Below are 22,234 nucleotides of genomic sequence, written 5' to 3' on the forward strand. Positions count from 1 at the left end.
GGGGGACCCCCCATGAACGGCTCGCGGATCGCCGCAGTCGGCCACTACCAGCCCGCCAAGGTACTCACCAACGAGGAACTGGCGGGCCTGGTCGACACCAGCGACGAGTGGATCAGGTCCCGGGTGGGGATCAGGACCCGCCACATCGCCGGTCCCGACGAGCCGGTCGACGAGCTCGCCTCGCACGCCGCCGCCAAGGCGCTGGCCTCGGCCGGGCTCGCCCCCGCCGACATCGACCTGGTCCTGGTCGCCACCTCGACCGCCGTCGACCGGTCCCCGAACATGGCGGCCCGGGTCGCGGCCCGGCTCGGCATCCCCTCGCCGGCCGCGATGGACGTCAACGTGGTGTGCGCGGGCTTCACCCACGCGCTGGCCACCGCGGACCACACCGTCCGGGCCGGTGCGGCGACCCGGGCACTGGTGATCGGCGCCGACAAGATGTCGGCGGTGACCGACTGGAGCGACCGCACCACCTGTGTGCTCGTCGGCGACGGGGCGGGGGCGGCGGTCGTCGAGGGCGCCGACACACCCGGCATCTCTCCCGTGCTGTGGGGATCGGTGCCCGAGATGGGGCACGCCGTGCGGATCGAGGGCGAGCCGGCGCGGTTCGCGCAGGAAGGACAGAGCGTCTACCGCTGGGCGACCACCAAGCTTCCGGCGCTGGCCCGACGGGCCTGCGAGCGTGCGGGGCTCACCCCGGAGGACCTCGCCGCGGTCGTGCTGCACCAGGCGAACCTGAGGATCATCGAGCCGCTCGCGGAGAAGATCGGCGCGGTCAACGCCGTGGTGGCCCGCGACGTCACGGAGTCCGGGAACACCTCGGCGGCCAGCATTCCGCTCGCGTTCTCCAAACTGGTCGAGCACGGCGAGATCTCGGCCGGGGACCCGGTGCTGCTCTTCGGGTTCGGCGGGAACCTGTCGTACGCCGGGCAGGTCGTCCGCTGCCCGTGAGGTGCGGGATGTGACGAGGTCGACTCGCTGTTTACCTGGCCCCTGTGCGCCGTAGACTGTAGACAAAAGGCAACGGGTAGAGGTGTCCGGGGGTGTCCGCCCGCCGAGGAGGGGGACCGCGATGTTGTCGACAGGACTGCCGCAGGGAGCCGTGCCGAAGCTGGAGCGTCCTGGTCCGCTGCGTGATCGTGTGTATGGGGCGTTGTTGGAGTTGATCACGACGCGTGCTTTGCAGCCGGGTCAGCATTTGGTGGAGAGTGAGTTGGCGGGGCATCTGGGGGTGTCGCGGCAGCCGGTGCGTGAGGCTTTGCAGCGGTTGAACACCGAGGGGTGGGTGGATCTGCGGCCTGCTCAGGGTGCGTTCGTGCATGAGCCGACGGATGAGGAGGCTGATCAGCTTCTTACGGTGCGGACGTTGTTGGAGGCGGAGGCGGCGCGGTTGGCTGCGGCGAACGCGGGCAGTGCCGGTATCGCGGTGTTGGAGGAGCTGTGTGCGCAGGGGGAGAGCGCGGTGGCCGCGGATGATGTGGATGCCGCGGTGGCCTTGAACGCGCGTTTCCATGCGACGGTCATGGAGTTGGCGGGCAATGCGGTCCTGTCGGAGCTGGCGGGGCAGGTGGATCGCCGGGTGCGCTGGTACTACACGCCGATCGCCCGGCAGCGTGGCCGCCAGTCCTGGATCGAGCACCGTGAACTGATCGCGGCGATCGCCGACCGCGACGAGCGGCGCGCCACCGAACTGATGCGGGAGCACACCGAGCACACCCGGACCTCGTACCACGCACGCCGGCGCTCGTAGTCACCCCACACCTCACCGGAACGCGTCCGTGTGGTCCCGGGCCCAACGGGCGAACGTGCGCGGCGCCCGCCCCGTGACCTGCTCCACCGTGGGCAGTACCACCGACTCGTCCAGGGTGCCGTCGACGAAGAAGCCGAAGAAGGCGTCGACGTATGGTTTCGGCACGCCGGCCGCCTCCATCTCCGCGCGTGTCTCCTCGTGCTCCAGCCCCACGGCACGCAGGTCCCGGCCCAGCGCCGAGCCGAGGATCCGGACCCGGTCGGCGGGCAACAGCGCCTCGGGGCCGGTGACTTCGAGAACGCGGCCCGCGAACCCGTCGGACAGCAGGGCTCGGAGAGCGACCTGCGCGATGTCGTACGGGTCGATGTCGGTGGTCCGCGCATCCGGGAAGGGCACCCGGACCGTGTCGCCCCCGCGGATCTGGTCCGCGAGCCGGAGCGCGTTGGTCATGAAACTCGTCGGGCGGACGCACGTCCACGTGAGACCCGAGTCGCGTACGGCGTCCTCCGCGTCCAGCAGATAGCCGGCGACCGCGTTGTCCCGGTCGCCGGTGCCCGCCGACAGACCGGAGAGCAGCACCACGCGACGCACACCCGCGGCCCGAGCGTCCGCCAGAATCTGCCGCTGGCCCCCGTACCCGGGCATCAAGAACAGCCCTCGTACGCCGTCCAGCGCGGCCCGTACGGTCTCCGGCCGGTTCAGATCCCCCGCCACTGCCTCCACCCCCGCCGGTAACCCCTCGCTCCGCCCGGACCGGCTGACCGCCCGCACCCGCTCGCCGGACTCCGCGAGCGCCCGCACGAGTTCGGCCCCCACGTTCCCCGTCGCACCCGTCACCAGAAACATGTGCTGCCCTCCCTTGCGCCCATCCTGCGGGGCCGGGTGCCGGGACACCAGAGTGCGGACGAGTCTTTGTCCTGCGAGTGGAGAAAGTCGGCATCAATCTGTGCACAGCTTCTTCCCAGGTTCGGCAGCCGCTGCTACGTTCCCCTCGAAAGCCCGGCAACTGGTGGCCGAATGAGGCGGGGAGGGGCTCGTGAGACGCATGACGGCACGACCCGCGAACGCGCATCAGGCCCGGCTGCTCAAGCTGTTGCGCGACGGAGGACCCAACTCCCGTGCGCAACTGGGCGATCAGGTCGACCTGTCACGGTCCAAGCTGGCCGTGGAGGTGGACCGGCTCCTGGAGACGGGCCTGATCGTGGCCGACGGACTCGCCGCCTCCCGCGGCGGGCGCCGCTCCCACAACATCCGGCTCGCCCCCAACCTGCGTTTCCTCGGCGTGGACATCGGCGCGACCTCGGTCGACGTCGCCGTCACCAACGCCGAGCTGGAGATCCTGGGACATCTCAACCAACCCATGGACGTCCGCGAGGGCCCGGTCGCGGTCTTCGAGCAAGTCCTGTCCATGGCAGCGAAGTTGAGGGCCTCGGGGCTCGCGGAGGGTTTCGACGGCGCCGGCATCGGCGTCCCGGGACCGGTCCGCTTCCCCGAGGGCGTACCGGTGGCTCCGCCGATCATGCCGGGCTGGGACGGCTTCCCCGTGCGGGAGGCGCTCAGCCAGGAACTCGGCTGTCCGGTCATGGTCGACAACGACGTGAACCTGATGGCGATGGGGGAGATGCACGCGGGCGTCGCACGCTCCGTGGGCGACTTCCTCTGCGTGAAGATCGGCACCGGCATCGGCTGCGGCATCGTCGCCGGCGGTGAGGTCCACCGCGGGGTGACGGGCAGCGCGGGCGACATCGGGCACATCCAGGCCGTGCCCGACGGACGCCCGTGCGCCTGCGGCAACCGGGGCTGCCTGGAAGCCCACTTCAGTGGGGCCGCCCTCGCCCGGGACGCCGTGGAGGCGGTCGAGCAGGGGCGCTCCGAGGAGCTCGCCGCACGCCACGCGGCGAACGGCGGTCTGACCGCGGTCGACGTCGCCGCCGCCGCTGCCGCCGGAGACGCCACCGCCCTCGACCTGATCCGTGAGGGCGGCAACCGGACCGGCCAGGTCATCGCCGGACTGGTCTCCTTCTTCAACCCGGGCCTGGTGGTGATCGGCGGCGGGGTGACCGGCCTCGGCCACACCCTGCTCGCCGCGATCCGCACCCAGGTCTACCGCCAGTCACTGCCGCTGGCGACCGGCAACCTGCCCATCGTTCTCGGGGAGTTGGGCCCCACCGCCGGAGTCATCGGTGCGGCCCGGCTCATCAGCGACCACCTGTTCTCACCCGCGTAAGCCACTTCTCGGTACGGCACTGTCCGACACGGCACACCTTCCTGATACGCCCCTCCAGCACAGCGCTCCTGCTTCGCCCTGCCCTGAAACCGGCCCGCACGCCCGCCAAGGGGACCTCATGGCACCAGAACCACCGCTGCTCAGCATGTCCGGCATCACCAAGTCGTTCCCCGGAGTCCGGGCCCTCGACGGCGTCGACCTCGAAGTCCAGGCCGGCGAAGTGCACTGTCTGCTCGGCCAGAACGGGGCCGGGAAGTCCACCCTCATCAAGGTCCTGGCCGGCGCCCACCAGCCCGACACCGGCCGCCTGCGCTGGCGCGGCGAGGAGGTCACGCTCCGCTCGCCGATCGCCGCCATGCGCCTCGGCATCGCCACCATCTACCAGGAACTCGACCTGGTGGAGCACCTGTCCGTGGCCGAGAACGTCCACCTCGGCCACGAACCCACGGCGGCGGGATTCGTCGTACGGGGCAAGGCGGCCCGTCAGTCGACAGCCGCCCTGCTCCGACGACTCGGGCACCCGGAGATCGATCCGGCACGCCTGGTCGGGGAGTTGTCGGCGGCACAGCAGCAGATCGTGTCCATGGCGCGGGCCCTCTCCCACGACGTACGGCTGATCGTGATGGACGAACCGTCCGCCGCCCTCGACCCGGACGAGGTCGACAACCTCTTCCGGATCGTCGGCGACCTCACCGCCGAGGGCGTCGCCGTCGTCTACATCTCCCACCGCCTGGAGGAGATCCGTCGGATCGGGGACCGGGTGACGGTCCTCAAGGACGGCCGGGCCGTCGCGGTCGGACTGCCCGCGAAATCGACGCCGACGCGAGAGGTCGTCGCGCTGATGACGGGCCGCAACGTCGAGTACGTCTTCCCCGAGCGGCCTGTGTCGGGACCTGGCGGTTCGCCGGTTCTGGAGGTCAAGGGCCTTGCCCGACAAGGCGAGTTCGAGTCCCTCGACCTCGTGATCCACCCCGGAGAGATCGTCGGCCTCGCCGGACTCGTCGGCTCGGGACGCTCCGAGATCCTGGAGACGGTCTACGGCGCCCGGAAGCCCACCACCGGGCAAGTCCTCGTGGACGGCAAGGCGTTGAAGCCGGGAAGTGTCCGAGCCGCCGTCCGCGCCGGGATCGGACTGGCCCCCGAGGAACGCAAGGCGCAGGCCCTGCTGATGCTGGAGTCGGTCACCCGCAACGTCTCCGTCTCCTCCATGTCCCGCTTCTCCCGGGCCGGCTGGATCGACCGGGGCGCCGAACTCGGCGCGGCCCGGGCCGCGACCCGCGAACTGTCCCTGCGGCCCGACAACCCCTCCGTGCCGATCCGCACCCTGTCCGGCGGCAACCAACAAAAAGCGGTCCTGGCCCGCTGGCTGCTGCGCGGCTGCCGGGTCCTGCTGCTCGACGAACCCACCCGGGGCGTCGACGTCGGCGCCCGCGCCGAGCTGTACGCGGTCGTCCGGCGACTGGCCGACGAAGGCCTGGCCGTGCTGCTGGTCTCCAGCGAGGTCCCCGAGGTGCTCGGCCTCGCCGACCGCGTCCTGGTGCTCCGCGAGGGCCGCGTCGTGCATACCGCGCCCGCCCGTGAGCTCGACGAACACCGTGTACTCGACCTCGTCATGGAAGGAAGCCCGGCGTCATGACGCAACATGTGTCCCCGCCCAGGGGGAGCGCCGACAAAGTGCCTCCGGCGAGCGAATCGTTCGCGTGGCGCGGGGTGTTCGCCCGCGCCGACGTCCGCACCCTCTCCCTCCTCGGTGTGCTCGCCGTACTGATCCTCATCGGCGGCATCACCAAGCCCGACGAGTTCCTCGACACCCGCAACCTCCAACTCGTCCTCACCCAGGCCTCGGTGATCGGTGTCGTCACCGTCGGCATGACCTTCGTCATCACCTCCGGAGGCATCGACCTGTCGGTCGGTGCGATCGTCGCCCTCGCCTCGGTGTGGGCCACCACCGTCGCCACCCAGGAGTACGGCTTCGCGGGCATCCTCTTCACCGCGGTGATCGTCGGAGTCGGCTGCGGCCTGGTCAACGGGCTGCTCATCGCGTACGGCGGAATGGTCCCGTTCATCGCCACGCTCGCCATGCTCGCCTCGGCCCGTGGACTCGCCCTGCAGATCACCGACGGCAGGACGCAGATCGTCTCGATCAACAGCGTGCTGGATCTCGGAGAGCGCGACGCGTATGTCCTCGGCATCCCTCCGCTGGTCCTGGTCTTCGCGGTCGTGACGATCATCGGCTGGCTGGTGCTGAACCGCACCACCTTCGGCCGCCGCACGGTCGCCGTCGGCGGCAACGCCGAGGCCGCCCGGCTCGCCGGCATCGACGTCCGCCGCCAGCGCCTCTATCTCTACCTGCTGTCCGGACTGTGCTGCGGCATCGCCGCCTTCCTGCTGATCATCCTGTCCGGATCCGGCCAGAACACCAACGGCAACCTCTACGAGCTCGACGCCATCGCCGCCGCGATCATCGGCGGAACCCTGCTCAGCGGGGGCCGCGGCACCATCACCGGCTCCGTGCTCGGCGTCCTGATCTTCACCACGATCACCAACATCTTCGCCCTGAACAACCTGCAGAGCGACGTCCAGCAGATCGCCAAGGGCGCGATCATCGTCGCCGCCGTGCTGGTCCAGCGCCGTACCGCAAGCACGACCTGAGGAAAGGGTTCACCGCCATGCCACAGCACACGAGCCGCTTCACCAGTCGCAGAGGACTGCTCTTCGGGACCGCCGCCGTCGGGGCCGGTGCCCTCCTCGCGGGTTGCACCAGCAACGACTCCAGCGACGACGAACCTGCCGCGAACGACCAGCCGGCCGCCGCCGAGTCGTCCGGCAAGCCCGTCACCATCGGCTTCGCCGGACCGCAGGCCGACCACGGCTGGCTCAACGCCATCAACGACAACGCCAAGAACCGGGCCAAGAAGTACTCCGACGTCACCCTGGAGATCACCGAGGGCTCCAACGACACCGCCCAGCAGATCGGCCAGATAGAGACCCTGATCAACAAGAAGGTCGACGTCCTGGTGGTGCTGCCCGCCGACGGCAAGGCCCTCACCCAGGTCGGTCTCAAGGCGATGCGCGCCGGGATCCCGGTCGTCAACCTCGACCGCATCTTCAACACCCCGCAGGCGTACCGCTGTTGGATAGGCGGCGACAACTACGGCATGGGCCTCAACGCCGGCCACTACATCGGCGAGAAGCTCAAGGGAAAGTCGAACGCCAAGGTCATAGAACTGGCCGGACTCGACAACCTGGAACTCACCAAGCAGCGCACCAAGGGCTTCGACGACGCCCTGAAGAACTACCCGAACGTCAGGAAGGTGGCCCGCCAGGCCGCCGAGTTCACGGTGGAGTCCGGACAGGCCAAGATGGCCCAGCTCCTGCAGGCCCAGTCGAGCTTCGACGCGCTGTGGAACCACGACGACGACCAGGGCGTGGGCGCGCTGCGCGCCATCGACCAGGCCGGCCGCGACGACTTCCTGATGGTCGGCGGCGCGGGCGCCCTGTCCGCCTTCCAGGCCATCAAGCAGGACAACGGCGTCCTCAAGGCGACCGTCCTCTACCCGCCGACCATGGCCGCCTCCGCGATCGACCTCGCCCGCGCCCTCGGCCAGTCCAAGGGCATCAGCGGGCTCTCCGAGTTCGAGATCCCGGCCTCGCTCACCCTCTACTCGGCCGTCGTCGACAAGACCAACGTCGACCAGTACATGTCCACCGGCTTCAAGTGAGGCGTCCCGAGCCGGGGCCTGACTTACCGACCGGACCGGCCGCGAACAGCGGTGCGCCCCGCCCCGGCCGATCCGAACGGCAGGCCCCAGGAGCCCGGTTCGTCGACGGACCGGGCTGCACCCCCCACCGCGCCACGACGACGAGGAGGACATCGCGCATGGCACAGCCGCAGCAGTCAGAAGAGGCCGAGGTGCCGCCGCTCCGGGTCGGCATGATCGGCTACGCCTTCATGGGCGCCGCCCACTCCCAGGGCTGGCGGACCGTCGGACGCGTCTTCGACCTGCCCCGCCGCCCGGTGCTCGCCGCGATCTGCGGACGGGACGCGGACGCCGTGCGCCGGGCAGCCGACCGGCACGGCTGGGCGGCCGCCGAGACCGACTGGCGGGCCCTGATCGAGCGGGACGACGTCGACCTCGTCGACATCTGCACCCCCGGCGACAGCCATGCCGAGATCGCCGTCGCCGCGCTCGCCGCGGGCAAGCACGTGCTGTGCGAAAAGCCCCTCGCCAACACCGTCGAGGAGGCCCAGGTGATGACCCGGGCCGCCGAAGAGGCCTTCGGCCGGGGGCAGTTCGCGATGGTCGGCTTCAACTACCGCCGGGTTCCCGCCACCGCGCTGGCCCGCAGGATGGTGGCGGAAGGGCGGCTCGGCACTCTCCGGCACGTCCGGGTGTCCTACCTCCAGGACTGGCTCGTGGACCCGGAGTTCCCCCTGACCTGGCGGCTGCGCCGGGAACAGGCAGGATCCGGCTCGCTCGGCGACCTGGGCGCGCACATCGTCGACCTCGCCCAGTACCTGGCGGGAGAGCACCTGGCCGGAGTCTCCGCGCTGACCGAGACCTTCGTACGGGAACGCCCGCTGACCGGCGGCGCCGTCACAGGCCTGTCCGCCGTCTCCGGGACCGGCACCGGCCAGGTCACCGTGGACGACGCGGCCCTGTTCACCGGCCGCTTCACCTCCGGCGCCCTCGCCTCCTTCGAGGCCACCCGCTACGCCACCGGCCGCAAGAACGCCCTGCGCATCGAACTCAACGGCGAACGCGGCTCGTTGGCCTTCGACCTGGAACGCCTCAACGAACTCTCCTACCACGACGCCAGGGAACCCGCGGCGCACGCCGGTTTCCGCCGCATCCTCGTCACCGAGCCCGACCACCCCTACCTGGACGCCTGGTGGCCGCCCGGCCACGGCCTCGGCTACGAGCACACCTTCACCCACCAGGCCCGCGACCTCGTCCACGCGATCGCCGAGGGCCGCCGCCCCGAACCCTCCTTCGCCGACGGGCTCCAGGTCCAGCGGGTGCTCGCGGCCGTGGAGGAGAGCGCCGAGAAGAACTCCGTCTACACCCCGATAGCCGTCTGAGGAGGCTCCGAAAAGATGCCGCGTCAGTTCACGCTCTTCACCGGCCAGTGGGCCGACCTCCCCCTCGAAGAGGTCTGCCGCCTCGCCCGCGACTTCGGCTACGACGGACTCGAACTCGCCTGCTGGGGCGACCACTTCGAGGTCGACAAAGCGCTCGCCGACCCGTCGTACCTGGACTCCCGGCACGCGCTGCTCGACAAGTACGGCCTCAAGTGCTGGGCCATCTCCAACCACCTGGTCGGCCAGGCCGTCTGCGACGCCATCATCGACGAACGCCACCAGGCCATCCTGCCGGGCGAGGTGTGGGCCGACGGCGACCCGGAAGGGGTCCGGCAGCGGGCCGCGAACCGGATGAAGGACACCGCGCGGGCCGCACGCGCCTTCGGCGTCGACACCGTCATCGGCTTCACCGGCTCCGCCATCTGGCACCTGGTCGCCATGTTCCCGCCCGCCCCCGAGTCGATGATCGACCGCGGCTACGAGGACTTCGCCGAGCGCTGGAACCCCATCCTCGACGTCTTCGACGCGGAGGGCGTGCGGTTCGCCCACGAGGTCCACCCCAGCGAGATCGCCTACGACTACTGGACAACACAGCGCGCGGTCGAGGCGGTTGGCGGGCGGCCGGCCTTCGGCCTCAACTTCGACCCCTCCCACTTCGTGTGGCAGGACCTCGACCCGGTCGGCTTCCTGTGGGACTTCCGCGACCGGATCTACCACGTCGACTGCAAGGAAGCCCGCAAACGCCTCGACGGCCGCAACGGCCGCCTCGGCTCCCACCTGCCCTGGGGCGACCCGCGACGCGGCTGGGACTTCGTCTCCGCCGGGCACGGCGACGTCCCCTGGGAGGACGTCTTCCGCATGCTGCGCTCCATCGACTACCAGGGCCCCATCTCGGTCGAGTGGGAGGACGCCGGCATGGACCGGCTCCAGGGCGCACCCGAGGCACTGAACCGACTGAAGGCGTACGACTTCGAGCCGCCGTCGGCTTCGTTCGACGCGGCGTTCGGCAACTGAACTCCTTTTCACTCCCCGGGATGACGGCGCATCCCGGCGTACCCGCACCCACCCGTACGACCGGCCCCTTTCTGGAGGCATCCGTGCACGGGAAAGACCGCACCACCCCAACCGACAGAATCGAGACCCACAGACGACGCGCCCCCTGGCGCAGAGCGGCGGCCCTGCTCACCGGCTTCCTGCTGGCCGGCGCCTCCCTCACCCTCGCCGCTCCCCAGGCCGGCGCAGCCGTCGCCGAGCCGGGAGCCGCTCAGGCCGCCGCCGAGGACTTCCAGCAGGTCACCCTCGCCAAGGGCGAGCCGGAGGTCGGGGAGCCCATGTCGCTCGCCGTCCTCCCGGACCGCTCGGTCCTGCACACTTCCCGGGACGGCGAACTCCGCATCACCGACGCGGCCGGAACCACCCGGCTCGCCGGCAAGCTCGACGTCTACTCCCACGACGAGGAAGGCCTCCAAGGCGTCGGCGTGGACCCGCAGTTCACCACCAACCGCTTCATCTACCTGTACTACGCGCCCCCGTTGAACACCCCGGCGGGCGACGCCCCCGAGACCGGCACCGCGGCCGACTTCGCGCCCTTCGACGGCGTCAACCGGCTCTCCCGGTTCGTCCTGAAGACGGACGGCACCCTCGACGCCGCCAGCGAGACGAAGATCATCGACATCCCCGCCACCCGCGGCATCTGCTGCCACGTCGGCGGCGACATCGACTTCGACGCGGCCGGCAACCTCTACCTGTCGACGGGCGACGACTCCAACCCCTTCCAGTCCGACGGGTTCACGCCCATCGACGAACGCGCCAACCGCAACCCCGCCTTCGACGCCCAGCGCACCGCCGGCAACACCAACGACCTGCGCGGCAAGATCCTGCGCATCAAGGTCAACGCCGATGGCTCCTACGCCATCCCCGACGGCAACCTCTTCGCGCCCGGCACGGACAAGACGCGGCCCGAGATCTACGCCATGGGCTTCCGCAACCCGTTCCGCTTCAGCGTCGACAAGCAGACCGGGATCGTCTACGTCGGCGACTACGGCCCCGACGCGGGCGCCGCGGACCCGGCCCGAGGCCCCGCCGGCCAGGTCGAGTTCGCGCGCGTGACCGGCCCCGGCAACTTCGGCTGGCCGTACTGCACGGGCGCCAACGACGCCTACGTGGACTACGACTTCGCGACCGGCACCTCGGGCGCCGCCTTCGACTGCGCCGCGCCGAAGAACACCTCCCCGCACAACACCGGCCTCACCGACCTTCCCCCGGCGCAGGCCGCCTGGATCCCCTACGACAACGGATCGGTACCGGAGTTCGGCACCGGCTCCGAGTCCCCGATGGGCGGCCCGGTCTACCACTACGACCCCGCGCTCGACTCACCCGTGAAGTTCCCCGAGGCCTACGACGGCGACTTCTTCGCCGGGGAGTTCGGCCGCCGCTGGATCAAGCGGATCACCAGTGACTCCGCCGGTACCGTCCAGTCGATCAACGACATTCCCTGGACCGGCACCCAGGTGATGGACATGGCCTTCGGTCCCGACGGCGCGCTGTACGTCCTCGACTACGGCGTCTCCTGGTTCGGCGGCGACGAGAACTCCGCCCTGTACCGCATCGAGAACGCCACCGACGGCCACTCACCGGTCGCCCAGGCAGCGGCCGACCGTACCTCCGGACAGGCGCCCCTGCGGGTGCGGTTCTCCTCCGAGGGCACCAGTGACCAGGACGGCGACGCCCTCACGTACAGCTGGGACTTCGGCGACGGCTCCACGTCCACGGCGGCGAACCCGGCCCACACGTACAAGAAGAACGGCACCTACACGGCGACCCTGACCGCGAAGGACGCGAGCGGCCGCACCGGCAGTGCGAGCGTGCAGATCGTCGTCGGCAACACCGCACCCAAGGTGACGCTCGAACTCCCACAGGACGGCCAGCTGTTCAGCTTCGGTGACGCGATCCCGTTCAAGGTGCGCGTGAGTGACCCCGAGGACGGCAAGACCATCGACTGCACCAAGGTCAAGGTCACCTTCGTCCTCGGCCACGACAGCCACGGCCACCCCGTGACCTCCGCCAACGGGTGCACCGGCACCATCCAGACCAGCGCCGACGGCGGTCACGACGAGGACGCCAACATCTTCGGCGTGATGGACGCCGAGTACACCGACAACGGTGGCGGCGGCCAGGCCCCGCTGACCACCCACGACCAGAGCGTCCTGCAGCCCAGGCACCGCCAGGCCGAGCACTTCGGCACCGGCTCCGGCGTCTCGGTCATCGCCAAGGACACGGCACACGGCGGCAACACGGTCGGCGACATCAACAACGGCGACTGGATCTCCTTCACGCCGTACGTCCTGAGCAACGCCAAGTCCGTCTCGGCGAGGGTGTCCTCCGGTGGTACCGGCGGCACGCTGGAGATCCGCGCGGGGTCCGCGACCGGCACCCTGCTCGGCAAGGCGACCGTCCCGGTGACCGGCGGCTGGGAGACCTTCCAGGACGTCACCGCCAACCTGTCCCGCGCACCCAGGGGCACCACCACGCTCTACCTGGTCTTCAAGGGGAGCGGCACCGGCGCCCTGTTCGACGTGGACGACTTCACCTTCACGACCGGCTGAGAGGAGGAGCACGTATGAACACAACTGGACGATGGACGACGGCGGTTGTGGGAGCCGCCCTGCTCCTCGGCTGCGTGTCCGAACCCGCCGCGTCGCACTCCGCGGACGCCGAACGGGTGCTGGTCTTCTCCAAGACGGCCGGCTTCCGGCACGACTCCATCCCCGACGGTGTCGCCGCGGTGAAGCAGCTCGGTGAGACCGGCGGCTTCACGGTCGACGCCACCGAGGACGCGAACGCGTTCACCCCGAAAAACCTGCGCCGTTACGACGCGGTCGTGTTCCTCTCCACCACCGGAGACGTCCTCGACCCCGCCCAGCAGCGGGCCTTCGAGGGCTACATCCGCAACGGCGGCGGATACGTCGGTATCCACGCGGCCGCCGACACCGAGTACGACTGGGCGTTCTACGGCGGCCTCGCCGGCGCCTACTTCCAGTCGCACCCGGCGATCCAGCCGGCCACGGTGGTGGCCGAGGACCGGGCCCACCCGTCCATGTCGGGGCTGCCTCCGACATGGAACCGGACCGACGAGTGGTACAACTACCGCTCCAATCCCCGTGATCGGGCCCACGTCCTCGCCTCGCTCGACGAGTCGTCGTACACCGGCGGCACCATGAACGGCGACCATCCGATCGCCTGGTGCCAGGACTACCAGGGCGGCCGTGCCTTCTACACCGGCCTCGGCCACACGAAGGAGTCGTACGCGGATCCGGCGTTCCGCGGCCATGTGCTGGGCGGAATCCGGTATGCGATCGGCGACGCCCAGGCCGACTGCCGGCCGGAGAACGGCTACCGTCCGCTCTTCGACGGCACGGCCGAGTCGCTGGACGACTGGAAACAGGCGGGTCCGGGCTCCTTCACCCGGTCCGACGACGGCACGCTCACCTCGTCCGGCGGTATGGGGATGCTCTGGTACGCCGGTTCCGGGCAGGGCTTCGGGGCGTACTCCCTGAAGCTCGACTGGAAGATGGCGAGCGCTTCCGGTGACGACAACTCCGGTGTGTTCGTGGGCTTCCCGCCCTCGGACGACCCCTGGTCCGCCGTCGACAACGGCTACGAGATCCAGATCGACGCCACCGACGTGCCCGAGAAGACGACAGGGTCCGTCTACGGCTTCCGCTCCGCCGACCTGAACAAGCGCGACCGTGCGCTGAACCCGCCGGGGGAGTGGAACACGTACGAGATCCGCGTGGAGGGCGAACGCCTCCGCGTCTGGCTCAACGGCGTGAAGATCAACGATTTCACCAACACCGATCCGGCCCGCAGCCTGCGTGACGGGCATGTCGGCATCCAGAACCACGGAGCCGACGACCAGGTGTCGTTCCGCGACATCCGGATCAAGGAACTGCCCGCGAAGGCCACGCCGGTGGCTTCGCAGGGCGATTGAGCGGCGGCGGGCGGGGGACGCCGGACTCCCGCCCGCCGTCTTCACCCCTTCGTCGTCCATCTCTTCGTCGCAGGGTCTGCGCACCCATGTGCTCGGCAAGGAGGCTGCCATGTCCGCGTCCGATTCCCTACCGCGCGTCGGCGTCTGGCTGATCGGGGCCCGCGGTTCCGTCGCCACGACGGTCGTCGCGGGATGTGCCGCCATGACCGCGGGCCTGCACCCACCGACGGGCCTGCTCACCGAGACTCCACCCTTCACCGGAAGCGGCCTGCCCGCCTTGTCCTCACTGGTCTTCGGCGGCCACGACACGGTGGACTGCCCCCTGCCCAAACGGGCGGAGGCCCTGGCGGCGGGCGGCGTCCTGCCCCACGGCCTGCCGACCGCGGTGAGCGCCGAACTCGCCGCCGCGGAACGGGAGATCAGGCCCGGCGGCCCCCTCCCCGGCGACACGAGGTCCGAGGATGACCTGATCGCCGCCTTCGCCGCCGACATGCAGTCCTTCGTACGACGGTGTCGGCTGACGCGCGCGGTCGTGGTGAACGTCGCCTCCACCGAACCCGCGCCCACCGGCGACGCCCTGCCTCCGAGCTCCCTGTACGCGGCGGCAGCCCTGCGCGCGGGCTGCCCGTATGTCAACTTCACCCCCTCGACGGGCCTGCACCACCCGTCGCTGAGGCGGCAGGCCGAGTCCTTGGGCCTGCCGTTCGCGGGCCGCGACGGCAAGACCGGTCAGACCCTGCTCCGGTCCGTCCTGGGCCCGATGTTCACCCAACGCGCCCTGACGGTCAGGGCCTGGTCCGGCACCAATCTCCTTGGCGGCGGCGACGGAGCCTCCCTCGCCGACCCGTCGGCGGCCGCGGCGAAGAACGCCGGCAAGGAGCGCGTCCTGGCCGACACCCTCGGCACCACCCCGGAGGGCGAGGTCCACATCGACGACGTCCCCACCCTCGGCGACTGGAAGACCGCCTGGGACCACATCGCCTTCGACGGCTTCCTCGGCACCCGCATGGTCCTCCAGACCACCTGGCAGGGCTGCGACTCCTCCCTGGCCGCACCTCTCGTACTCGACCTGGCCCGTCTGACCGCTCGCGCGCACGAGAGGGGGCTGTCCGGCCCGCTGAGCGAACTGGGCTTCTACTTCAAGGACCCGGTGGGGCAGGGACCCTCGGGGCTGGGGGAACAGCACGCGCGGCTGGTGGGGTTCGCGGAGCGGCTGCGGGAAGAGCGCCCCGGGGGCGGGCAGCGGGGCGGTGACTTTGCCGACGGTCCGGTCGCGGAGGGTGCGGACGGCGGGGGTGGCGGGGGCGATGGCGGTGCCGGGGGCGCCTCGAGTTCGGACCGTGGTGGCGCTGCCGGCGAGCCGGGCGATCGTTCGGGGGAGCGGTGGTGAGGGCGAGCAGGGCCGCGGCGCCGGAGGGCCTGTCCAAGTCGGGAGGCGGGGGCGCGGGCGGGACGACGGCGACCCCCACCCCGCCCCCGCGTACGCACCGCAGCCGCCCTGACCGCGCCCGCGCCCGCGCCCGCGCCTGGGCCGAACTCCTGCGCCTGCCCGCCCTGTTCACCGTCCCCGGCGATGCCCTCGCCGGAGCGGCGGCAGTCTCCGCACGCCCCAGTGCCCGGACTCTCCTCGCGATCGCCTCCTCCGTCTGTCTCTACGAGGCCGGCATGGCCCTCAACGACTGGGCCGACCGCGACGTGGACGCTGTGGAACGCCCTCACCGGCCCCTCCCTTCCGGCCGTATCCGCCCCGCGGCAGCCCTCGGCGCGGCCTGCGCCCTCACCGGCGCGGGCCTCACCCTGGCGGCCTGCGCGGGCCGCCCCGCCCTGACGGTCGCGGCCCCACTCGCGGCCACGGTCTGGGCGTACGACCTCGCTCTGAAGAACACCCCGGCAGGACCGTTCGCCATGGCGACGGCACGAGGGCTGGACCTGCTGCTCGGCGCGGCGGCGACAGCGGGGGCCGGCGCCGGGGGCCGGAGGAGCGCGGTGGACGACGGGGTTCGCGGGGGCGGTGCGGGTCGTGCAGGCCACGACTTTGCCGCATACCCCAAGGGTGAGGAGGACCGGCGGGTTGTCACGGGTACGTCGGCCCGGAAGGCCCGGGTGGAGGACGCAGGTGTCTTCGCTCCGAGGGCAGGAGTGGACGGTGCGGGCCGGAAGGACGGTGCGTGCCGCGCGTGGGCCACGGCCGTCGCCGACGAACCTCGGTCGGCCTCGGGTGCGGCAACCGTTCCCGGCGCCGTACACAGCATCCGCCGGGCCCTGCCCTCCGCCGCACTGCTCGGCGCCCACACTCTCGCCGTCACCACCGTGTCCCGCCGCGAAGCCCAGGGCGGCTCACCCCTGGCCCCCTTCGCAGCGCTCGCCGCGACCGCCGCACTGACGCGGACGGTGATCCGACAGCGTTCGCTCCCGACGGACCGGATCGACGGAAGCCGACGCGGCACCGGATCGCGCAGCCTGATGGGCCGGGGGCCCCTTGCTGACCTGGCCGCCGCAGCGGTGTCCCGCCTGCCACGCCCCCTGCGGCAGACCAGTGGTCACCTGCTCCAGACCGGCTCCGGCTCCGAACCCCTCGACACACACGCGGCCCTGCGCCTCGCCCTCGCCGCCGCCTATGCGGCCACTACAGCCCGCCCTTACCTCCACGCCACCCTCAACCCCTCACCCCCGCTCACCCAACGAGCCGTCACCGCCGGCATCCGAGCCACGATCCCCCTCCAGGCCTCCCTCACCGCCCGCTCGGGCGCGAAGGGCGCGACCGCCACGGCACTGCTCATCACCGCCCTCGGCCCCCTGGCCGGACGCTTCGCGAGGAAGGTGAGCGTCACATGACCGGCCCCCTCTCTCCGCGCGGCCCCATCCCGAACCCCGGCGACGACATGACCGCCCCCGTTACCCGGCCTCAGCCCTCCGCCGGCCCCGGCGACGGCATGACCGCCCCCGTTACCCGGCCTCAGCCCTCCGCCGGCCCCGGCGACGACACGACTGCCTCCGTTGCTCCGCCCCGGCCCGCTCCAGGCCCCAACGGCACCATGACCGCCCTCCTCTCTTCACCCCACCCCGCCCCAGCCCCCGGCCCCACCCCGCTCCGCTTCGGCTACGGCACCAACGGTCTCGCCGACCTTCGTCTCGACGACGCCCTCACCCTGCTCGCCGACCTCGGCTACGACGGTGTCGGTCTGACGCTCGACCACATGCATCTGGACCCCCTCGCCTCCGACCTGGCCGACCGCACCCGCCGCCTCGCGCACCGCCTGGACGCGCTCGGACTGACCGTCACCATCGAGACTGGGGCCCGCTATGTGCTCGACCCACGCCGGAAGCACGGCCCCTCGCTGCTCGACCCCGACCCGGACGACCGCGCCCGCCGTGTCGACCTGCTGGTCCGGGCCGTCCAGGTCGCCGCCGACCTCGGCGCGCACGCCGTGCACTGCTTCAGCGGCGTCACCCCGACGGGCACCGACCCGGACACGGCGTGGAAGCGGCTGGCCGAGACACTCGCCCCCGTCCTCGACACCGCCACCACCGCCGGCATCCCCCTCGCCGTCGAGCCCGAACCAGGCCATCTCCTCGCCACCCTCGCCGACTTCCACCACCTCCGCACCACCCTCGGCGACCCGGCGGCCCTCGGACTGACCCTCGACATCGGCCACTGCCAGTGCCTCGAACCCCTGTCCCCCGCCGAGTGCGTACGCGCCGCGGGCCCCTGGCTGCGCCACGTCCAGATCGAGGACATGCGCCGGGGCGTCCACGAACACCTCCCCTTCGGCGACGGCGACATCGACTTCCCACCCGTCCTGGCCGCCCTGGCCGACACCGGCTACCAGGGCCTGACGGTCGTCGAACTGCCCCGCCACTCCCACGCGGGCCCCCACTTCGCCGAACTCTCCCTCCCGTTCCTCCGTCAGGCAGTGGCGCTCTCACAAGGAAGCACCCCATGACCCACTCCCATGCCCACCAGGCAACCTCCCCGGCGGACACCCAGGGCACCACCCTCGCCCGAACCCCGCTGCACGACCTGCACAGCCACGTCTCCGAACGCCTCGGCGAAGCCGCCCGCACCTGGCTCGACCAGGCCCTCGACGAGGCCGCCGCCCACCCCGGCACCCACGGCCCCATCTCCGTATGGGAGTTGCGCCTCGCCGAGGCCGGCCGCCGCTGCGGCCCCGAACACGCCGACGCCGTCCGCATCCTGATCCTGCACGCGGCCCACGCCGACACCGCCGCCCTGACCCGGGTCTACGCCCAGGGCACCGCCGCCGAGCGCCGTGCCGTCCTGCACGCCCTGCCCCATCTGGTGTCCGGACCCGAAGCCCTCCCGCTCGTCGAGGACGCCCTGCGCACCAACGACACCCGGCTCCTGGCCGCCGCCGTCGGCCCCTACGCCGCCCGCCACCTCGACACCCACCACTGGCGCCACGCCGTCCTGAAGTGCCTGTTCACCGGGGTACCCGTCGCCGAGGTGGCGGACCTGGACCGACGGGCCCACGCGGACGCCGAACTCGCCCGCATGCTCGGCGACTACGCCACCGAACGCACCGCCGCGGGCCGTCCCGTGCCCGAGGACCTGCACCGCGTCCTGACCCTGACCGACCCCACCGCCACCCCACCCGCGCCGGCCGCCGACCACGGCCCGAACAGCGCGGACGGCCCCCACGGCAAGGAGTCCTGATGCGCATCTTCGACCCCCACATCCACATGACGTCACGGACCACCGACGACTACCAGGCCATGCACACCGCCGGCGTCCGCGCCGTCGTCGAACCGTCCTTCTGGCTCGGCCAGCCCCGCACCTCTCCCGCCTCCTTCCTCGACTATTTCGACTCCCTGCTGGGCTGGGAGCCCTTCCGCGCCGCCCAGTACGGCATCGCCCACCACTGCACCCTCGCCCTGAACCCCAAGGAGGCCAACGACCCGCGCTGCGTCCCCGTCCTCGACGAGCTGCCCCGGTATCTCGTCAAGGACCAGGTCGTCGCCGTCGGCGAGATCGGCTACGACTCGATGACCCCGGCCGAGGACACCGCCCTCGCCGCCCAGCTCCAGCTCGCCGCCGACCACGAGCTGCCCGCGCTGGTCCACACCCCGCACCGCGACAAGCTCGCAGGGCTGCGCCGCACCCTCGACGTCGTCCGCGAGTCCGCCCTGCCGTGTGACCGGGTTCTGGTCGACCACCTCAACGAGACCACCGTCAAGGAGGCCAAGGACAGCGGCTGCTGGCTCGGCTTCTCCGTCTATCCCGACACCAAGATGGACGAGGAGCGGATGATCGCGATCCTGCGCTCCTACGGCCCCGAACAGGTCCTGGTGAACTCCGCCGCCGACTGGGGCCGCAGCGACCCCCTCAAGACCCGCAGAGTCGCCGACCTCATGCTCGCCGAGGGCTTCACCGAGGACGACGTCGACCACGTGCTGTGGCGCAACCCCGTCGCCTTCTACGGACTCAGCGGGCGGCTCAATCTCGACATCGCGGCCACCGAAGCCACCCACGAGGGCAACTCCATCCTCCGCGGCGGGGCGTGAGCCATGCGCTTCCGCCACCCCGACGGCACCACCGTCCACCTCGCCTACTGCACCAACGTCCATCCGGCCGAGACCCTCGACGGCGTACTCGCCCAACTCCGCGACCACTGCGAACCCGTCCGCCGCCGCCTCGGCCGCGACCGCCTCGGCATCGGCCTGTGGCTCGCCCGCGACGCCGCCCACGCTCTGGTCAGCGACCCCGCCGCACTGCGCGAACTGCGCTGCGAACTCGACCGCCGCGGCCTCGAAGTCGTCACCCTCAACGGCTTCCCCTACGAGGGCTTCGGCGCCGAAGAGGTCAAGTACCGCGTCTACAAGCCGGACTGGACCGACCCCGAACGCCTCGACCACACCACCGCCCTGGCCCGCGTCCTCACCGGACTCCTGCCCGACGACGTCACCGAGGGCAGCATCTCCACCCTGCCGCTCGCCTGGCGCACCGCCTACGACGACGGGAGCGCCGACAAGGCCCGCACCGCCCTGCTCACCCTCGCCGAACGCCTCGACGCCCTCCAGGAACTGACTGGCCGCTCCATCCGCGTCGGCCTCGAACCCGAACCCGGCTGCGTCGTCGAGACCACCCGCGACGCCATCGCACCGCTGACCACGATCGCCCACGAACGCATCGGCATCTGCGTCGACACCTGCCACCTCGCCACCTCCTTCGAGGACCCGCACACCGCCCTGGACGCGCTCACCGCGGCCCGTGTCCCCGTCGTCAAGTCCCAGCTCTCCGCCGCCCTGCACGCCGAACACCCCCATCTCCCCGAGGTCCGCGAGGCACTCGCCGCCTTCGACGAACCCCGCTTCCTGCACCAGACCCGCACCGGCACGTCCGCCGGCCTCCGCGGCACCGACGACCTCGGCGAGGCCCTCGCGGGCGACGCCCTGCCCGACGGGGCACCCTGGCGCGCCCACTTCCACGTCCCGCTGCACGCGGCCCCCGCCGCACCCCTCACCTCCACGCTCCCCGTACTCAAGTCCGCCCTGACCCGGCTCGTCGGCGGCCCGCACCCGCTCACCCGCCACCTGGAGGTCGAGACCTACACCTGGCAGGCCCTCCCATCCGAACTGCGCCCCCGCGGCCGCACCCAGCTCGCCGACGGCATCGCCGCCGAACTCACCCTCGCGCGCGACCTGCTGACGGACCTCGGCCTGAAGGAGCTGCCATGAGCCACCAGCCCAAAGAGGCGGGACCCACCCCTCTTCTCGTCCTCGACGTCGTAGGCCTCACTCCTCGTCTCCTCCACCACATGCCCCACCTCAAGTCACTCGCCCAGTCCGGATCCCACGCCCCGCTCGGCACGGTGCTGCCCGCCGTCACCTGCGCCGCCCAGTCCACCTTCCTCACCGGCACCCACCCGGCGGAGCACGGCATCGTCGGCAACGGCTGGTACTTCCGCGAGCTAGGCGACGTACTCCTGTGGCGCCAGCACAACGGTCTGGTCGCCGGCGACAAGCTCTGGGACGCCGCCCGCCGCGCCCACCCCGGCTACACGGTCGCCAACATCTGCTGGTGGTACGCCATGGGCGCCGACACCGACTTCACCATCACCCCCCGCCCGGTCTACTACGCCGACGGCCGCAAGGAACCCGACTGCTACACCCGGCCCCCGGCCCTGCACGACGAACTCACCGAAAAACTCGGCACCTTCCCCCTCTTCCACTTCTGGGGCCCCGGCGCGGACCTGGTCTCCAGCCAGTGGATCATCGACGCGACCCGGCACATCATGGGCACCCGCCACCCCGACCTGACGCTCTGCTACCTCCCTCACCTCGACTACGACCTGCAACGCTTCGGCCCCGACGACCCGCGCTCCCTGAAAGCAGCCGCCGACCTGGACAGGGCGCTGGCCCCGCTCCTGGACGACGCCCGCGCGGAAGGCCGTACCGTCGTCGCGCTCTCCGAGTACGGCATCACCCGCGCGGACCGCCCCGTCGACATCAACCGCGCCCTGCGCCGCGCCGGACTCCTCGAGGTGCACACACAGGACGGCATGGAGTACCTCGACCCGATGGCGTCCCGTGCCTTCGCGGTCGCCGACCACCAGATCGCCCATGTCTATGTGCGCCGCCCCGAGGACCTGGACGCCACCCGCGCCGCCCTCGACGGCCTGCCCGGCATCGAGCAACTCCTCGACGACGAGGGCAAGAAGGCCCACCACCTCGACCATCCGCGCTCCGGCGAACTCGTCGCCGTGGCGGAGCCGGACGCCTGGTTCACGTACTACTACTGGCTCGACGACGACCGCGCGCCCGACTTCGCGCAGCTGGTCGAGATCCACCGCAAACCCGGCTACGACCCGGTCGAACTCTTCATGGACCCGCTCGACCCCTACGTCAAGGTCAAGGCGGCCACCGCGCTGGCCCGCAAGAAGCTCGGCCTGCGCTATCGCATGGCGGTCGTGCCCCTCGACCCGTCACCTATTCGCGGCAGCCACGGCCGCCTCCCCGAGAGCGACGACGACGGTCCGCTCTTCATCTGCTCCACCCCCCGCACCCTCGGCGACCGCATCGCGGCCACCGACGTGAAGTCACTCCTGCTTCACCTCGCCGGTCTCGGCTGACCGGCCCGACAGAACGGCACCCGACGACCGGTCATTTCCGACTGGTCCCCAGTGAAGCACCCACCACTGACAACGCCCTCTGACCCCGAGGAGA

The 22,234-nt window shown here is 71.3% G+C and carries 18 protein-coding genes; 17 read left to right on the forward strand and 1 reads right to left on the reverse strand.

What is annotated here, in order from left to right; genetic code table 11:
- Positions 1-12 precede the first annotated feature (12 nt).
- Both ACIBJB_RS25325 and ACIBJB_RS25330 read left to right on the forward strand, forming a co-directional pair.
- Positions 13-951, forward strand: a complete 939-nt coding sequence (locus ACIBJB_RS25325) for a beta-ketoacyl-ACP synthase III (protein ID WP_398933393.1) — start codon at positions 13-15, stop codon at positions 949-951.
- Positions 952-1,072: 121 nt separating this feature from the next.
- Positions 1,073-1,750 carry a GntR family transcriptional regulator gene (locus ACIBJB_RS25330; protein WP_398933394.1) on the forward strand — a complete coding sequence of 226 codons (678 nt, stop codon included), beginning with the start codon at positions 1,073-1,075 and terminating at the stop codon, positions 1,748-1,750.
- 12 nt (positions 1,751-1,762) lie between these two features.
- On the opposite strand, the gene ACIBJB_RS25335 is transcribed toward ACIBJB_RS25330, so the two are convergent.
- Positions 1,763-2,596, reverse strand: a complete 834-nt coding sequence (locus ACIBJB_RS25335) for an NAD(P)H-binding protein (RefSeq protein ID WP_398933395.1) — start codon at positions 2,594-2,596, stop codon at positions 1,763-1,765.
- A 199-nt stretch (positions 2,597-2,795) separates the two neighbouring features.
- Between ACIBJB_RS25335 and ACIBJB_RS25340 the strand changes: the two genes are divergently transcribed.
- The 15 genes from ACIBJB_RS25340 (at position 2,796) to ACIBJB_RS25410 (ending at position 22,140) form a co-directional block, all read left to right on the forward strand.
- Complete coding sequence (locus tag ACIBJB_RS25340; RefSeq protein ID WP_398933396.1) at positions 2,796-3,977, forward strand: ROK family transcriptional regulator; 1,182 nt, start codon at positions 2,796-2,798, stop codon at positions 3,975-3,977.
- A 118-nt stretch (positions 3,978-4,095) separates the two neighbouring features.
- On the forward strand, positions 4,096-5,613 hold the full coding sequence (locus ACIBJB_RS25345) for a sugar ABC transporter ATP-binding protein (protein WP_398933397.1): 1,518 nt from the start codon (positions 4,096-4,098) through the stop codon (positions 5,611-5,613).
- On the forward strand, positions 5,610-6,629 hold the full coding sequence (locus ACIBJB_RS25350; protein ID WP_057616217.1) for an ABC transporter permease: 1,020 nt from the start codon (positions 5,610-5,612) through the stop codon (positions 6,627-6,629). The genes ACIBJB_RS25345 and ACIBJB_RS25350 overlap by 4 nt, the downstream gene beginning before the upstream one ends.
- Before the next feature lie 17 nt (positions 6,630-6,646).
- A complete protein-coding gene (locus ACIBJB_RS25355; protein WP_311715775.1) occupies positions 6,647-7,699 on the forward strand; it encodes a substrate-binding domain-containing protein in 1,053 nt (350 codons plus the stop codon).
- A gap of 158 nt (positions 7,700-7,857) precedes the next feature.
- Positions 7,858-9,060 (forward strand): Gfo/Idh/MocA family protein, encoded by a 1,203-nt coding sequence (locus ACIBJB_RS25360; protein ID WP_398933398.1) that lies wholly within the window; start codon positions 7,858-7,860, stop codon positions 9,058-9,060.
- A 15-nt stretch (positions 9,061-9,075) separates the two neighbouring features.
- On the forward strand, positions 9,076-10,074 hold the full coding sequence (locus ACIBJB_RS25365) for a sugar phosphate isomerase/epimerase family protein (protein ID WP_398933399.1): 999 nt from the start codon (positions 9,076-9,078) through the stop codon (positions 10,072-10,074).
- Positions 10,075-10,157: 83 nt separating this feature from the next.
- Positions 10,158-12,665: a PQQ-dependent sugar dehydrogenase gene (locus ACIBJB_RS25370; RefSeq protein ID WP_398933425.1), complete on the forward strand. Its 2,508-nt coding sequence runs from the start codon at positions 10,158-10,160 to the stop codon at positions 12,663-12,665.
- 14 nt (positions 12,666-12,679) lie between these two features.
- A complete protein-coding gene (locus ACIBJB_RS25375; protein ID WP_398933400.1) occupies positions 12,680-14,050 on the forward strand; it encodes a ThuA domain-containing protein in 1,371 nt (456 codons plus the stop codon).
- A gap of 109 nt (positions 14,051-14,159) precedes the next feature.
- Positions 14,160-15,440: an inositol-3-phosphate synthase gene (locus ACIBJB_RS25380; RefSeq protein ID WP_398933401.1), complete on the forward strand. Its 1,281-nt coding sequence runs from the start codon at positions 14,160-14,162 to the stop codon at positions 15,438-15,440.
- The gene (locus ACIBJB_RS25385) at positions 15,434-16,885 is read left to right on the forward strand and encodes a UbiA family prenyltransferase (RefSeq protein WP_398933402.1); all 1,452 of its coding nucleotides are present in this window, start codon (positions 15,434-15,436) and stop codon (positions 16,883-16,885) included. Before ACIBJB_RS25380 ends, ACIBJB_RS25385 begins: the two co-directional genes overlap by 7 nt.
- A 200-nt stretch (positions 16,886-17,085) precedes the next feature.
- Positions 17,086-17,994, forward strand: coding sequence for a sugar phosphate isomerase/epimerase family protein (locus ACIBJB_RS25390; protein ID WP_398933426.1), 909 nt, complete (start codon positions 17,086-17,088; stop codon positions 17,992-17,994).
- The gene (locus ACIBJB_RS25395; protein ID WP_398933403.1) at positions 17,991-18,725 is read left to right on the forward strand and encodes an EboA domain-containing protein; all 735 of its coding nucleotides are present in this window, start codon (positions 17,991-17,993) and stop codon (positions 18,723-18,725) included. Before ACIBJB_RS25390 ends, ACIBJB_RS25395 begins: the two co-directional genes overlap by 4 nt.
- Positions 18,725-19,573, forward strand: a complete 849-nt coding sequence (locus ACIBJB_RS25400; RefSeq protein WP_398933404.1) for a TatD family hydrolase — start codon at positions 18,725-18,727, stop codon at positions 19,571-19,573. The genes ACIBJB_RS25395 and ACIBJB_RS25400 overlap by 1 nt, the downstream gene beginning before the upstream one ends.
- Positions 19,574-19,576: 3 nt before the next feature.
- On the forward strand, positions 19,577-20,746 hold the full coding sequence (gene eboE / locus ACIBJB_RS25405; protein ID WP_398933405.1) for a metabolite traffic protein EboE: 1,170 nt from the start codon (positions 19,577-19,579) through the stop codon (positions 20,744-20,746).
- Positions 20,743-22,140 (forward strand): nucleotide pyrophosphatase/phosphodiesterase family protein, encoded by a 1,398-nt coding sequence (locus ACIBJB_RS25410; RefSeq protein ID WP_398933406.1) that lies wholly within the window; start codon positions 20,743-20,745, stop codon positions 22,138-22,140. Before eboE ends, ACIBJB_RS25410 begins: the two co-directional genes overlap by 4 nt.
- Positions 22,141-22,234: the final 94 nt, after the last annotated feature.

The organism is Streptomyces sp. NPDC050759 (genome assembly GCF_044456945.1).
In the GTDB taxonomy this organism is placed as follows: domain Bacteria; phylum Actinomycetota; class Actinomycetes; order Streptomycetales; family Streptomycetaceae; genus Streptomyces.

Coding starts and splice junctions, on each gene's coding strand:
- ACIBJB_RS25325 (WP_398933393.1), top strand. CDS start 13: ATGAACGGCTCGCGGATCGCCGCAGTCGGCCACTACCAGCCCGCCAAG.
- ACIBJB_RS25330 (WP_398933394.1), top strand. CDS start 1,073: ATGTTGTCGACAGGACTGCCGCAGGGAGCCGTGCCGAAGCTGGAGCGT.
- ACIBJB_RS25335 (WP_398933395.1), bottom strand. CDS start 2,596: ATGTTTCTGGTGACGGGTGCGACGGGGAACGTGGGGGCCGAACTCGTG.
- ACIBJB_RS25340 (WP_398933396.1), top strand. CDS start 2,796: ATGACGGCACGACCCGCGAACGCGCATCAGGCCCGGCTGCTCAAGCTG.
- ACIBJB_RS25345 (WP_398933397.1), top strand. CDS start 4,096: ATGGCACCAGAACCACCGCTGCTCAGCATGTCCGGCATCACCAAGTCG.
- ACIBJB_RS25350 (WP_057616217.1), top strand. CDS start 5,610: ATGACGCAACATGTGTCCCCGCCCAGGGGGAGCGCCGACAAAGTGCCT.
- ACIBJB_RS25355 (WP_311715775.1), top strand. CDS start 6,647: ATGCCACAGCACACGAGCCGCTTCACCAGTCGCAGAGGACTGCTCTTC.
- ACIBJB_RS25360 (WP_398933398.1), top strand. CDS start 7,858: ATGGCACAGCCGCAGCAGTCAGAAGAGGCCGAGGTGCCGCCGCTCCGG.
- ACIBJB_RS25365 (WP_398933399.1), top strand. CDS start 9,076: ATGCCGCGTCAGTTCACGCTCTTCACCGGCCAGTGGGCCGACCTCCCC.
- ACIBJB_RS25375 (WP_398933400.1), top strand. CDS start 12,680: ATGAACACAACTGGACGATGGACGACGGCGGTTGTGGGAGCCGCCCTG.
- ACIBJB_RS25380 (WP_398933401.1), top strand. CDS start 14,160: ATGTCCGCGTCCGATTCCCTACCGCGCGTCGGCGTCTGGCTGATCGGG.
- ACIBJB_RS25390 (WP_398933426.1), top strand. CDS start 17,086: ATGACCGCCCTCCTCTCTTCACCCCACCCCGCCCCAGCCCCCGGCCCC.
- ACIBJB_RS25395 (WP_398933403.1), top strand. CDS start 17,991: ATGACCCACTCCCATGCCCACCAGGCAACCTCCCCGGCGGACACCCAG.
- ACIBJB_RS25400 (WP_398933404.1), top strand. CDS start 18,725: ATGCGCATCTTCGACCCCCACATCCACATGACGTCACGGACCACCGAC.
- eboE (WP_398933405.1), top strand. CDS start 19,577: ATGCGCTTCCGCCACCCCGACGGCACCACCGTCCACCTCGCCTACTGC.
- ACIBJB_RS25410 (WP_398933406.1), top strand. CDS start 20,743: ATGAGCCACCAGCCCAAAGAGGCGGGACCCACCCCTCTTCTCGTCCTC.